Annotated in this window: 17 protein-coding genes and 1 tRNA gene; 7 read left to right on the top strand and 11 right to left on the bottom strand. The window is 34.3% G+C overall.

Annotated features, from left to right (window positions below; translation table 11 throughout):
* The first annotated feature begins 23 nt into the window (after positions 1-23).
* Positions 24-96: transfer RNA gene (locus AAKU52_RS12200), tRNA-Lys, on the top strand.
* Positions 97-581: 485 nt separating this feature from the next.
* Here the strand turns inward: AAKU52_RS12200 and AAKU52_RS12195 are convergent.
* Positions 582-716, bottom strand: coding sequence for a hypothetical protein (locus tag AAKU52_RS12195; protein WP_354333819.1), 135 nt, complete (start codon positions 714-716; stop codon positions 582-584).
* Positions 717-767: 51 nt separating this feature from the next.
* On the opposite strand from AAKU52_RS12195, the gene AAKU52_RS12190 reads away from it, so the two are divergent.
* Both AAKU52_RS12190 and AAKU52_RS12185 read left to right on the top strand, forming a co-directional pair.
* Entirely contained in the window at positions 768-1,004 is a 237-nt protein-coding gene (locus AAKU52_RS12190) for a site-specific integrase (RefSeq protein ID WP_354333817.1), read from the top strand.
* A 67-nt stretch (positions 1,005-1,071) separates the two neighbouring features.
* Positions 1,072-2,535, top strand: coding sequence for a DEAD/DEAH box helicase (locus AAKU52_RS12185; protein ID WP_354333815.1), 1,464 nt, complete (start codon positions 1,072-1,074; stop codon positions 2,533-2,535).
* A 292-nt stretch (positions 2,536-2,827) separates the two neighbouring features.
* Here the strand turns inward: AAKU52_RS12185 and AAKU52_RS12180 are convergent, their stop codons facing one another.
* Entirely contained in the window at positions 2,828-3,139 is a 312-nt protein-coding gene (locus AAKU52_RS12180; RefSeq protein ID WP_354333813.1) for a hypothetical protein, read from the bottom strand.
* 378 nt (positions 3,140-3,517) lie between these two features.
* On the opposite strand from AAKU52_RS12180, the gene AAKU52_RS12175 reads away from it, so the two are divergent.
* On the top strand, positions 3,518-4,141 hold the full coding sequence (locus AAKU52_RS12175; RefSeq protein WP_354333811.1) for a CatA-like O-acetyltransferase: 624 nt from the start codon (positions 3,518-3,520) through the stop codon (positions 4,139-4,141).
* Positions 4,142-4,211: 70 nt separating this feature from the next.
* Here AAKU52_RS12175 and AAKU52_RS12170 read toward each other — a convergent pair whose 3' ends face one another.
* Both AAKU52_RS12170 and AAKU52_RS12165 read right to left on the bottom strand, forming a co-directional pair.
* The gene (locus AAKU52_RS12170; RefSeq protein ID WP_354333809.1) at positions 4,212-4,985 is read right to left on the bottom strand and encodes an HAD-IIA family hydrolase; all 774 of its coding nucleotides are present in this window, start codon (positions 4,983-4,985) and stop codon (positions 4,212-4,214) included.
* Between the two features lie 331 nt (positions 4,986-5,316).
* Entirely contained in the window at positions 5,317-5,811 is a 495-nt protein-coding gene (locus tag AAKU52_RS12165) for a hypothetical protein (RefSeq protein WP_354333807.1), read from the bottom strand.
* Positions 5,812-6,087: 276 nt separating this feature from the next.
* Here AAKU52_RS12165 and AAKU52_RS12160 point away from each other — a divergent pair, with 276 nt between their 5' ends.
* Positions 6,088-6,792, top strand: coding sequence for a LytR/AlgR family response regulator transcription factor (locus AAKU52_RS12160; RefSeq protein ID WP_354333805.1), 705 nt, complete (start codon positions 6,088-6,090; stop codon positions 6,790-6,792).
* A gap of 107 nt (positions 6,793-6,899) precedes the next feature.
* On the opposite strand, the gene AAKU52_RS12155 is transcribed toward AAKU52_RS12160, so the two are convergent.
* Positions 6,900-7,943, bottom strand: a complete 1,044-nt coding sequence (locus AAKU52_RS12155) for a hypothetical protein (protein ID WP_354333803.1) — start codon at positions 7,941-7,943, stop codon at positions 6,900-6,902.
* On the bottom strand, positions 7,924-8,439 hold the full coding sequence (locus tag AAKU52_RS12150; RefSeq protein WP_354333801.1) for a P-loop nucleotide/nucleoside kinase family protein: 516 nt from the start codon (positions 8,437-8,439) through the stop codon (positions 7,924-7,926). The genes AAKU52_RS12155 and AAKU52_RS12150 overlap by 20 nt, the downstream gene beginning before the upstream one ends.
* A gap of 503 nt (positions 8,440-8,942) precedes the next feature.
* Between AAKU52_RS12150 and AAKU52_RS12145 the strand changes: the two genes are divergently transcribed.
* Positions 8,943-9,377: a VOC family protein gene (locus AAKU52_RS12145; RefSeq protein ID WP_354333799.1), complete on the top strand. Its 435-nt coding sequence runs from the start codon at positions 8,943-8,945 to the stop codon at positions 9,375-9,377.
* Between the two features lie 83 nt (positions 9,378-9,460).
* Here AAKU52_RS12145 and mgrA read toward each other — a convergent pair whose 3' ends face one another.
* Together mgrA and AAKU52_RS12135 are read right to left on the bottom strand one after the other, a co-directional pair.
* A complete protein-coding gene (mgrA, locus tag AAKU52_RS12140; RefSeq protein WP_354333796.1) occupies positions 9,461-10,465 on the bottom strand; it encodes an L-glyceraldehyde 3-phosphate reductase in 1,005 nt (334 codons plus the stop codon).
* A gap of 242 nt (positions 10,466-10,707) precedes the next feature.
* Positions 10,708-10,887: a BF3379 family histone-like protein gene (locus AAKU52_RS12135; protein ID WP_354333794.1), complete on the bottom strand. Its 180-nt coding sequence runs from the start codon at positions 10,885-10,887 to the stop codon at positions 10,708-10,710.
* Between the two features lie 285 nt (positions 10,888-11,172).
* On the opposite strand from AAKU52_RS12135, the gene AAKU52_RS12130 reads away from it, so the two are divergent.
* Complete coding sequence (locus AAKU52_RS12130) at positions 11,173-11,472, top strand: membrane dipeptidase (protein WP_354333792.1); 300 nt, start codon at positions 11,173-11,175, stop codon at positions 11,470-11,472.
* A gap of 51 nt (positions 11,473-11,523) precedes the next feature.
* Here AAKU52_RS12130 and AAKU52_RS12125 read toward each other — a convergent pair whose 3' ends face one another.
* The 3 genes from AAKU52_RS12125 to AAKU52_RS12115 form a co-directional block, all read right to left on the bottom strand.
* Positions 11,524-11,982 (bottom strand): ferritin-like domain-containing protein, encoded by a 459-nt coding sequence (locus AAKU52_RS12125; RefSeq protein WP_354333789.1) that lies wholly within the window; start codon positions 11,980-11,982, stop codon positions 11,524-11,526.
* Between the two features lie 84 nt (positions 11,983-12,066).
* Positions 12,067-12,693, bottom strand: a complete 627-nt coding sequence (locus tag AAKU52_RS12120) for a Gfo/Idh/MocA family protein (protein WP_354333788.1) — start codon at positions 12,691-12,693, stop codon at positions 12,067-12,069.
* A gap of 8 nt (positions 12,694-12,701) precedes the next feature.
* Entirely contained in the window at positions 12,702-13,148 is a 447-nt protein-coding gene (locus tag AAKU52_RS12115) for a Gfo/Idh/MocA family protein (protein ID WP_354333785.1), read from the bottom strand.
* Position 13,149 lies beyond the last annotated feature (1 nt).

Below are 13,149 nucleotides of genomic sequence, written 5' to 3'. Positions count from 1 at the left end.
CATCCTCATCAAAAAGAAAATATGATTCCGTAGCTCAGCTGGTAGAGCATTACACTTTTAATGTAGTGGTCCTGGGTTCGAATCCCAGCGGGATCACAGACAATAGTATCAAAAATACGTAAAAGCTTGCAAATCAAATAATTGCAAGCTTTTTTGTTTACCGGGAAAACCCAAAATATCTAATTAATCGCAAATAAAATGGTGAGTAATTAGGTGATTAGTTTTTTCTACATGAAGAAGCAAAAGAACTATACAAAGGGAGTTGCACCCTCTATCTCTGTATTACGATCAACGGGAAAGAGCAGAATCTGCAACTGTTAGATCGTGGGAATGCACACATCTAACTACTTAAATCTGGACATGAGATTATGGTTGAATCCATAAAGAACATGTTTTTGGGTAAAAGAATAAAGTCTCAGATCTAGATACAGGCCATTATCGAGCATAATGAAAAGGTAGAGTCTCTTGTGGAAAGAGGAATATGTTGCGAACAAAAAATTCGCTTTCGAAAGGCTGGATATGATCAGGGATGTATTTCTTTTTTGCTATTGTATGGGGCTTGCCTATGCCGATGTAAAAAACTACAGCACGCCAATATTAACAAGGGCATTGATGGCAAATGCTGGATCATCTAGAACCGCCAGAAAACCAATATCAGGTCTGTAATTACATTGTTGCCTTCTGCCATCAACATCATCGAAAAGTATAAAAACCATCCAGCATGTCTTAAGAAGGGTTCCGTGCTTCCTGTTCCAAGCAATCAAAAAATGAACGAATACCTGAAGGAGATTGAGTATCGGTGTAAAATTTGTGAAAAACTAACATCGCACATTGCACGCCATATCTTTGCCACAAAGGTAACGCTGTTCAACAGTGTACCTTTAAGAAAGGTTATTTCAGTCGGGAATACCAATATTCGAACAACCCAGCACTTTGCTAAAATCCTTGATATAAAGGTTGGTGCAAACATGGCATTGTTAAAAAAGAAAGTAGCAATTATTTAATATTTAGGCATAATTTTAAGCCTGTAAGCTAGAAAAGCAGACTTGTTATTTATAAAAATTGGACGAAATGAGTGAAGAAAATAACAGAATAATAGTTCCTGATGAAATCATCATGAATAAAATCTATTATATCAGGGGGCAAAAAGTTATGCTAGATAGTGATTTGGCGGAGTTATATGGGGTAGAAACTAGGCATTTAAATTTACCTCCATTTGTTGTCATAATTCCCCTTCGAGTGTATAGTCATTTAATAAATGAATTACTTCTCCTACATTACCGCCTTGATTATTTAAAGGAAGAACAGGATAACAACGATTTTTGTTTATTTTTACACCAAAAATTAAGTAATATGCCTTTTACATCCTTAGGTCTATCACTTGCTTTATTAAAAGCATTGGTAAATCAGAATTTTACAGTACCCACCCCTATTCAACAAATTGCTATACCAGCTATATTAAATAAAAAAGATGTTTTAGCAATAGCTAAAACAGGTTCAGGGAAAACTGCAAGCTATGTTTTGCCACTTTTAATGAATTTACAAGAAACATTCGGCGTAAAAAACCGTCACGCCAATATATTGGTTTTAGTGCCCACACGTGAACTGGCAGAACAGGTAAAAGATGTTTTCCAGACTTTTAGTCAGGCACTTCCTCAGTCTATTAAAACATTGGCCGTATATGGTGGTGTTTCCATTAACCCGCAAATGATGGCTTTACAAGGTGTAAACGTGCTTGTAGCTACACCAGGAAGGCTATTGGAATTAATTGATTCAAATGCAGTACACCTATCTACTATTGAAACATTGGTGCTGGACGAAGCTGATAAGATGCTGAACTTAGGTTTTAAAGAAGAAGTCAACAAAATTATTTCTCTTTTACCTGAAAAACGTCAGAATATATTGTTGTCTGCTACTTTAAATAATGATCTCCAACACATTCACCAAATCTTATTGCACGATCCGGTGGTTATTAAAATAGAAACTGAAGAGAATTCTCTTGATCTGATCAACCAGGTTGCTTATATAGTTTCGGATGAAAAGAAAGGCCCATTTTTGCGTTACTTAATTAATCATCATGAAATGAAGCAAGTTTTAGTGTTTGCTTCTTCGGTTCACCAAACGGAAGCCATAGTTAACAAGCTTCGTAAAAATAATATTGATGCAAAAGCCATTCATAGCAAAAAAAGTCAAGGAGCCAGAACCGAAGCATTAAATCATTTTAAATCAGGCAAGCTTAGGGTATTAGTGGCCACAGATTTAATGGCAAGAGGAATTGACATTAATTACCTCCCTTTTGTAATTAATTATGAGTTGCCCCGATCACCTAAAGATTATATTCACCGCATTGGCAGAACAGGCCGTGCTGACACAGCAGGTGACGCCATTTCCTTAGTTAGCCAGAATGAATTACACCATTTTGAGGTAATCCAAAAAAAGATGGGCAAAAAGGTGAACCTTATTGACAGCGAAAATAGCTTATCATTTAAATTTGATAATAATAAGCTAAAGAATGAATTTACACCCAATCATTAACAGATACAATATTAGATGCTAATCTGAATATCGATTATTCGGAAGTTATATGAAGTAAAAAATGCTATTTATAAAAATTATTAAAGTAACTGCGTCTACAATAATGATAATTACTTTATCAAATCATAGCCCAGGTATGACATACAATTTAGAATGATTAGAATAGCATTTATTCGGTCTTTCTAAAATAAAAAGACTGGATAGGATATAAAAAATTATAAATAAGATTTATTAATCATAAAAAAAGCCGGATCACTCCGGCTTTTTTTATATGATGATAGCTAAAAGGTGATTATTGAATCACTTTACCATCTTTGTCAATTTTAATAGCTCCAGTTTCTTCACCTTTCTTAACATCTATTTGATAATACTCGGTTTTATCTGCATTGACTACCAAAAATGCTGCTACTGGTATCAAATCTTTCGCTTGTTCTGATTTTAAAACGTTTTGCACTGGCTCTGGGAGATCTTTCAACTCAACCGGAGTTTTGGTAGTGCTATCTTGATATACAGCAATTTTAATTGGATTTTTGATTTCGCTTGCTTTTACTGAGGTTAAACCTGCTACAGCTAAAAATGCTGCTGATAAGATGATCTTTTTCATAATATTTATTTTAAATCAATTAAAATTCTTGTTAATTATGTTTAGGGTATGCTATATAATGGTGCCTAAAAAAATATTAATTGCTAATTGATTGAAATTCAGTAATTTAAATTATTTTAAGAATTAATAAATTGTAGCGTTATGCTACAATCTGTTGTGCTATTAAGCAAGAACCATAAAAAAATCCCCTCTTTTCTAATGGTTCTCCTACCAGGGATTTCAAAATCATTTTTTAAAATCAACGTCGCAGCATGTAATTAGACAACATATTCTTGAAAATGCAATCATGACAAAACTAAGAGTTGGTGTAATTATTGATAGCTGCCAGCTGAAAAACTTTTTTCCATAATTAATGAATGTAAATTCTGAAATACAATAATGAAGCAAAAATTAGATTTAAACAGTTGGAACAGAAAAGAACATTATCATTTCTTTAAAGAGTTTGATGAACCTTATTATGGTGTAACTGTTAAATTAGACTGCACCAGAGCCTATCTCCGTGCTAAAGAACTTGGTGTTTCTTTTTTTAATTATTATTTACATAAAACGTTAATTGCTGTAAATGCCATAGAAAATTTCAGGTATAGAATTGAAAACAAGGAAGTGTATATTTACGATTGTATAGATGCTTCTGCAACAGTTTTAAGAGCAGATCATACTTTTGGATTTTCATACATGAAATACTTCCCTGATTTTGAATTGTTTAACATAGCTGTTAAGGAGGAAATTGCAAGGGTTAAAAGTACTTCAGGCTTATTTACTGCCGAAAACAAAGAGAATATTATTCATTTTTCTGCCTTGCCCTGGTTAGATTTTACATCAGTGTCTCAAGCTTCTAAACTAAAATCAGGTGACAGTTGTCCGAAATTTTCTATTGGAAAACTTGTGGAAGAAAACGGAAAAAAGCAAATGCCTTTCGGGCTTCACGTTCATCACGCCTTAGTGGATGGTTTTCATCTTGGTTTATTTTTTGAAAAATTACAAGTGCTATTAAATGAATAACTGTGTTGAATACTCATTAAGGTTTCCATAACTTTTTTACCATTGACTATAATAGGGTAAACAGGCTACTTTACCACCATTTTAATGGCATTGCAATTTGAGCTACAGAACTTACCGTTAAATCTGGTTTGAAAGCATACCTGCTCAAATCTTCTTTTTTTGCAATACCAGACAGTACTAAAATGGTTTTATAACCCATTTGCACCCCTCCTTGAATATCTGTTTCCATGGTATCCCCTATCACAGTTGTTTCCGCTGTTTCCAATCCTAAATATTTTCTTGCAGAACGCATCATTACCGGACTTGGTTTTCCGGTCACAAATGCTTTCCGGCCTGTAGCTTCTTCAATCATGGCGGTAGTTGCAGCAATACCTAAGTTGCTCCATCCTGGTTTTTTTGGTGAAGGATCCCTGTTGGTAGTTATAAATTTGGCACCTGCCAATATCATGTCTACGGCACGTTGTACCATTTCTAAGGTGAAATTTCTGCCTTCTCCTAACACTACAAATTCAGGATCTGTATTCACTAAACTAATCCCATTTTCGTGTAAACTGGTTAACAGACCACCCTCACCCAAAACGTATGCAGTACCTTGTGCACCCTGATCGCCAAGGAATTTTCCCGTAGCCATAGCGCTGGTATAAATCTGGTCTTCAGTTACGTCAATGCCAAGATGTTTAAGCTTTCTAACCCCATCTAGTCTTGTCCGCTGACTATTGTTGGTCATAAAAGTAAATGGGATACCATGCTTTTGTAAGTCACTAATAAATTTATCAGCTCCTTCAATTAAGGTTTCTCCACTATAAATTACCCCATCCATGTCAATTAGTAGTCCGTGTTTCATAAATTATTTAGTAATATAATAGCCATACTCCTGATCAATAAAAATTTTGATTTAAAGCTTTTTTATTTACACAAAAAAAGAACCGATAAGCCTATTAAATGCGGCCATTCTACTAATTTCTGTGAACTTACTTGAAAGATAGGATTTATCTTCCTCTTTTCCTCAATTAATACGAAATTGATATTTGCGTTGTAACTGATAGGCACGTGGTAGGCACATTGTACCGACCTTGTACCGACCTCGTAGCGACTTGGTTGCGCTCCAAGCAAACAAAGTCGCTACAAGGTCTGTATTATACGCGTGCCAGAAACATGGCAAGGTTTAACAAAGGTTAAACCCCACTATTCACAAATTTATCCATAACATCCATGGTACCATCCTCAACCCTTAGCACCATGATCTCTTTTGGATCTGAAATATTGACTATCCAAATACTTCTACCTTCTGTATTCACTTTCACAGTAGAATTGATTTTGTAGTCAAAATATTTACTTTTAACAACCTTTCTAACCTCGGCAGGCATTTGTCCTTCAACCCCAAATACTAAATTGTAAACAAGTCGGCCATTTTTTTCAAATACGGCTTTGTTCCTTTGATCATTCAGTATAAAATTTACTATGATTTGCTTATTAGACACATACCATTTTGGTGATTCTGCATCTTTAAAAATTTGATTAAATGATTTTGTTACTTTTTCAGAAATTGCGGTCTTGTTCGTTGTTCCAAAAATTTCTATTTCTGCCAGTTTTATTTGCGCCGATGCACTTTTAGTTTCCACAAAAAGCATTACTGCACCAGCAAACAATAGGATTATTAACTTTTTCATGATTTTATATTTATTTCTGAGTAAAAATAATAAGTTTTTATCCCCGAAAATAGTGTCGTATTCATAAACAAAGTAACTGGATTTATAAAACATTTATAAAGCTATATGCTGCTTTAAGCGCAATAAATTGCAGCTTGTCCACTTAAACAAGTTACTGACCTTCTTTTTTTTAATAAATGTAAATGCTTTGCTTTTTTTATCAAGAACTAAACAATAGATCAGGTCTTGTGTTTAACTATTTTATGTGTATGAGACTATAATTAGATCAATTGACTAATGATATGGAAATGCCTACTAGTAGATGGTGATCCTAATGCTTTAAAATGTATCCAACAGTACATCAGATTGGTAGAACAACTTGAAGTGGTATGTACGTGTAATGATGCTTTTCAAGCAATGACTTTTATGCAAACTGGAAGGGTCGATCTGATTTTTCTGGATATACAATTGCCCAATTTACCTGGAACAAGTTTTATAAAATCCTTACTGCATCCTCCTAAATTTATTTTTATTACTTCTAGTCCTGAATTTGCTGTTGAAGCTTTTGAACTTGGCGCTGTAGATTATTTGTTAAAACCCGTAAGTATAGAACGCTTTTTAATTGCAGTGAATAAGTTAGTGAATATGGTGAACCACGGTGAAGAGGGACATGCTTTGCCAATGATTCGTGGATCATTATTTTTTAGGACGAATAGAAAAATGGTGAAAATATTTCTGGATGAGATTACTTATGTGGAAAGTATTAAAGACTATATTAAAATTTACACAGAACTGCATCCGCCTATATTGGTCAAACAATCGCTTACTTCCTTAGAATATATATTGCCATGTCATTTGTTTGTTAGAATACACCGATCCTTTATTGTATCCATAAATAAATTGACAGCTTTTACGAATAATGACGTTGAAATTGACAAGATTGAAATCCCTATCGGAAGACAATTTCTAGGACAATTAAAAAGATTAGTAGCAAAAAAATAAATAGAAATCTTCCCAAAGTATAATTTCTAGATCTTCTTCTGGAAGAAAAACCTCTTCCAGGTCAACAGGTGGTTTGATCTCAGAAGGATGCACAGGATTTGGAAAGATCAGCCTTCCTGATGATTCCTATCATTCAATACCGCCAAATTAACCATATATTTTCCTAACAAATTTAAATAGCGGGTAGCGGGTATTATTTGTTGTTCCATTAAAAGCTGGTTTTTTGTTTTTCCTGCATTAAGCATGTAAACTTTTGCTCTAACATTGGCACGGTAAAATTTATAATAATCAAAAAGTAAGCGCGCTTTATTGTTTTCCTTAATGCCCGAATAATGAACGTATTTTTTGTAAAAGTATTCACTTAAATCGCTTCTGGAATAGGCATCCAAATCCATACATAAGAAAGCAATTTCATCCAAAACATCCATTTGCCTTAATTCATCATTAAATTCTATACAATCAAATACTACCGGGTCTGGATATAAAAAAATATTTCCCGTATGGAGGTCGCCGTGCACGTCCCGTACAAATCCATTAAGCGTTCTTTCAGCGAAAATATCCTGATACTTATCCAAAAAATAATTTGATATTTTTACAGATTCTTGAATAATTGAAGTGAAGGTATCTCCCAGGTGATGCAGGACATTTGCCGCAATATCTTCAATATCATTAAACCTGTTTTTTAAGCTTTCAATAGGACTATGATGGTCAATAACTTTAGCCTGCCGATGGAATTCCGCAATTTTAATTGCTAACTTTTCTATCGCAACTTCACTTATTTGGTCATTAAGGAGGAGTTTATCCATTTCCATGTTGGTGTCCATCCGCATCATTAGCACCGCATAATCAATTAATACACCATCTTGATTGCTAAAGGAAATTTCTCTATCACGCTTAAAGATTGGAATAGTTCGCAAATACATTTCAGCAGCCAGGCGTTTGTTCAACAATACTTCACGATCGCAATAGTAGCCTCTTTTTTCAAGTGTAGAAAAATCAAGAAAGGAAAATTTTACAGGTTTTTTGATCTTATAGGCATAATTGCCAGCCAGGATGACCCATGAGATATGGGTTTCAACTAAAATTGGTTGGTGCTCAGGCTCTTGCAAATCTTTGCACTTAATAAGTTTATCAATCTCTCGCTGCTCCATTACTGGTATATTTAATATAGTTCAATGCGCTTTCCAGCATGTCTTTTATAGATTCCTGGTCTGAATGTAACACTAAATGATTCTCCTTTAATTGCTCAAACTCATTTTTTACTTTTAAATAAACGTCAAAATCAGCTTCACTATTAGGCCTTTTTTTTTCAATCCGTTCTTTAATCAGCGCCTCATTTGCACTAATTTCAATAAAATATAAGGGACTATGAAGTTCCTGGCATTTTTCTTTAAAAATTTTACGAATGTTTCCTTTATAAAAAGTGGCGTCTAAAACTGTATTTATTTGGCTCTTTATACCCTTTTTCATCGTTTCAAGCATTGCATCATAAATAGCAATTTTAGTTTTTTCGTCATACTTGCCCATTTGTTTTAATTCATTTCTAATCGCATCACTACTAATGTGCAAGGCATTAATTTTTAAAGCTAGCTGACTAGCAAAAAAGGTCTTTCCGCTACCGGGTAATCCAAAAACTAAGATGTTCATAACTCAATAACTTTGAATTGATATGGCATATTTCTAATATAATATTAATAAAAGCATAATCAATGCGATAAGATGGTATTTTTTAAGATTATCGTCTGCAATAAATGCTATATCAGCACCACTTGCAATTAGTTAATCAGTTGGCTCTGATCTTCTCAATAATACTTAAATAGCAACTTTTCTGCTCGATCTGCTGCAAATTTCACTGCACGTGGTTCTTTTTTCAAACTGTTGCCATTCCATCATCAATAATGATTACCGTTTTTCCTGTTAGGATTTTTGACTTATAGTTGCCCATAAACTTCTTATTTATGCGTTTTTTAACGATGAAGCAGATTCGGTAATGGCACCAAAATATCCAATACCGTAACGAGGTAATTAAATTTATGTTGTTTGTTTTAAACAATGAAGCTTGTTTATTGTTTATTAATTTGATCTTTTAATTTACGTGCATTTATTTTAAATCGCTAAATCATTAATATAAAATTCAAAAATTTAAAGTTATGGCAAAGATGAGTCCTTATTTAAACTTTGACGGTAATGCCGAAGAAGCTTTCAATTTCTATAAATCTATATTTGGGGGTGATTTCCAGGGTAGCATCAGCAGGATGAGTGATGCACCTGGTATGGAAAACCTTCTAGAAGAAGAAAAAAACCGGGTGTTTTATATTTCATTACCCATTGCCGAAGGATATACCCTAATGGGGTCTGATATCTGCCCATCAATGGGTCAGAAACTTATAGAGGGTAATAATAATTATATTTCTCTTCATCCTGAAAATAAGGATGAAGCAGATCACTTATTTAATCGACTCTCCGCTGGTGGTACTATTGAGATGCCCATGGCAGATACCTTTTGGAATGCCTATTTCGGAACCTTCAAAGATAAATTCGGCATTTATTGGATGATAAATTTTGATTATGGCCAGCAAAAGTAATTCTCTTGAGAATTAATACCCTGAGTTGATGTTAAAATCGGCTCAGGGTATTGCCATTAGGCATTTCCGTCTAGTAATATAGCTTAAGAAAGCAATTTCTGATTAAGAATATTGTCTATAGATGTTAATTCTGCTGTACTAAAATCCAAGTTTTCCAAACATTTTAAAGAATCTGCCAATTGCGCTGGTTTACTTGCGCCAACCAAAACAGAGGTTACTCTATTATCTTTCAATAGCCATGATAATGCCATTTGAGCTAATTTTTGTCCGCGCAATTCAGCAATATCATTTAGTTTTTTAATCTGATCTAATTTTTCTGCTGTAAGCTGGTTGGCCTGAAGAAATCCATGTGCTTTTGCAACTCTAGAATCTGCAGGTATACCGTTAAGGTATTTATTTGTTAATAATCCCTGTGCTAAAGGCGAAAAAGGTATGCAGCCCACCCCTGTTTGTTCCAATATGTCTAATAAACCATCTTCTGGCCAACGCTCGAACATGGAGTACTTCGGTTGGTGAATAAGGCATGGTGTTCCCATTTCCTTCAGCATTTGGATAGCTTTGCTAGCCTCTTCTGCACCGTAATTTGATATACCAGCATATAATGCTTTTCCCTGACGCACAATTAAATCAAGTGTGGCCATGGTTTCCTCTAATGGAGTGTCTGGATCGGGACGATGGTGATAAAAAATATCTACATAATCCAGTTTCATTCTTTTTAAACTTTGATCCAAACTAGAGACCAGGTATTTTTTAGATCCCCAATCACCGTAAGGTCCTTCCCACATATTATATCCTGCTTTTGTGGAAATAATCATTTCATCACGGTAGCCATTAAAATTCTCTTGAAGAATCTTTCCGAAATTTTCTTCAGCAGATCCTGGAGGTGGACCATAGTTATTTGCCAAATCAAAATGTGTGATACCTTGATCAAAAGCTAGTTTAAGTATATCTCTTGAATTCTCGAGGACATCAACATGTCCGAAATTATGCCACAAACCAAGTGATAAGGCTGGTAGTTTAATTCCGCTGTTACCACAACGGCGATATTGCATTTGCTGGTATCTGTTTGATGCAGGTGTATATTTCATTTTATAAATTATTAAAGGCCTGGATGCAAAATATATAATGACACAGCCCTCCTGACAAGGTATAAAAAACCTGCTAAATGAAGTGTTTTTAATTATATATTATTGAATCAAAAAAATATGTTGTGAAAATAGCTTGGTTAAAGCATGGCTTAAAAACCTTTAGAACAGATGTAAAGCCCAGATTATATACATGAAAACAACCTGTTTTAGTGTAGGTTGTTTTCATGTATAGCTAAGATGAATTATTTAGCTGTGTTTTTTTTTTCAGTTACTTCGGTACGGATATCTTGAGCAAGAACCTTTAAATCTTGCATTGCTTTACGAACTCTTGTTCCTGCAGCACCATTTCCTGAATTGTAAAATTTCTCCATATCTGCCTCAATAGAAGCGATAAGTTCTTTAAGTTTTGTGAATTTTTCCATTTTTGCTTTTTAATTTATTCCCAAATATATACTTTTTACTAAAAAAACACCTATAGTTAGCATTTAAAGTGCATTTTTAAGTAAAAAAACCTTTTTGTTATGATGCGATTTTAGTGGTATTGTTCTTAAAATGGAATTCAGAATGTTATGATTAATTAATTGAAGAGGAGATTTTAATAGATCTGAACAATTCTATTAGAATGAGCTCTTTTTATAAAAGATATATTAGAAATTAAATTTTATCCATTCTGTTATAATTTTTCGATAAATTATTGACTTTCGGAAATGGAAAGATTACTACTATTCTTACTCCTATTGCAGACCTTTGAATTGTCTGCACAAAAGACAAAACAATTTCATGAAAAGGCATTTGTTATTGATACTCATAATGATGTTTTATTAAACCAAATGGTGAGTGGTGTAGATTTTGAAGGAGCTGAATCTTATCCTCTGGAAATGGATGGTGTTCAAGATTATCCGAAAATAACAGCAGCTTTATTGAGATTGAAGTATCCGGAAAAGGACATTCATAAAATTCTTGGCGGTAATTTATTACGTGTTCTTAAGGTAAATACTGGAAAGTAAGCATTAAAAAGGTTTATTAACTCACTGTTTTAATGCTTACTTATTTTAAAATCAATGTAACTCTCTTTGAAGAAGTAAACTTTCTATTTCTTTTAAAGCAGTCACTATACCTTCTCTTTGTTTTTCTAGTAAAAGCATATGATCAGCATGGTCTACATAATCAGCTATGTATTTATCATATTTTTCTATAGCTGCCTTTTCTCCTGTAACCACGGCTTTCAGAATAGCAACATCCATTTTAGTACTCAAGGCTACCTTTAGGTCAATCCAGGTTCGGTGGAATGCACCTAAAATACCACCACTTTCGTTGTCGGCAAGACCTCCATGTGTGGCAATATGGGCTTTCAACTCCACTGCATAATCCGCGCGCTGTGCTGCATATTTTAAAAATACGCCTTGTAAATCAATTTTGTCTGTAACCTCACTAGCAGATTCATAGCCTTCTTTGCCATCATTCACGATTGATAATAAATCTTTTAAATCACTAATTATTTCACTATTTGTTTCCATCTTTACAGCTTTTATGTTACGCTATAACCAGCCTTTACGAAAATAGTTTTAGTTACTCAATTTTTTCAAATTAGGCTATATTATTTAAAGCGCAATGATTTGACCAGTTCTAACGGATTTATCACAGGCAAAGGCAATACGTAAACTATTAATTGCATCTGTTGTTGGATCATTAAGATCTATATTCTCCAAAATTGCTTTAAGGAAATAGCGCTGTTCCCGATTGCAAAGTTCCTGGTGATCAGGCTCATCACTTAAATCAATCCAAAGATCTTGCTTAGCGAAACCATTGTCTTCATTAAGTGCAGCATAATGTACTTTAATAGATTCAGTTTTAGTATGTGCATCAATTAAGGCGGATTTCCCTGCTGATCCAGCTTCTTTAGCCAAAATAGAGACAGAACCCTTAGGGCCAATAACATCTTTAATGAAAAAAGCAGTTTCGCTGATCATAGGCCCCCAACCTGCTTCATACCAACCTATAGATCCATCTTCAAAACGGATCTGCAACTGTCCGTAATTGTAATTACCTTCTGGAATATCATCACTTAGCCTGGCCCCAATTGCAGAAACCTGCACAGGTTTTGAACGGGTCATTTGACACATTACATCAATATAATGTACGCCGCAATCAACAATCGGACTTAAACTTTTCATCAGGTTACGGTGCACCAACCATTTGGCACCAGAACTTTGCTGGTTGAGGTTCATCCTCATCACTAAAGTTTACCCATTTCGCCAGACAACTCAATAAAACGTTGCCATGAAGGGTGGTAACGTAAAATATATCCAACCAATAATTTCTTACCATACACTTTCGCTGCTGCTGCTACCCGTATAGCGCCTTCTAAAGAGTCCGCAAGTCGTTTTTCTATAAAGACATGACAGCCTTTTTCAAAAGCTTTAATAGCGTAAATTTCATGGGTATCTGGATAAGTGGATATACATACTGCATCAGGCAGCGTTTTTTCCAAAGCCTCTTCGTAATCATTAAATAGTTGATACTGTCCGCCTAGTTTTTCATTTAATACCACTTTACTATTTCCTGTTGATACCAATCCGCATATTTCAAAGCCATCTAGTTCATGATATGCAGTTGCGTGTGATGAACCCATGTTTCCACAACCAACAACTAATACGCGTAAGTTTTTATTTTCCAGTCTCATA

The organism is Pedobacter sp. CG_S7 (genome assembly GCF_040544395.1).
In the GTDB taxonomy this organism is placed as follows: Bacteria; Bacteroidota; Bacteroidia; order Sphingobacteriales; family Sphingobacteriaceae; genus Pedobacter.
This window is presented reverse-complemented; position numbering and strand designations above follow the sequence as displayed.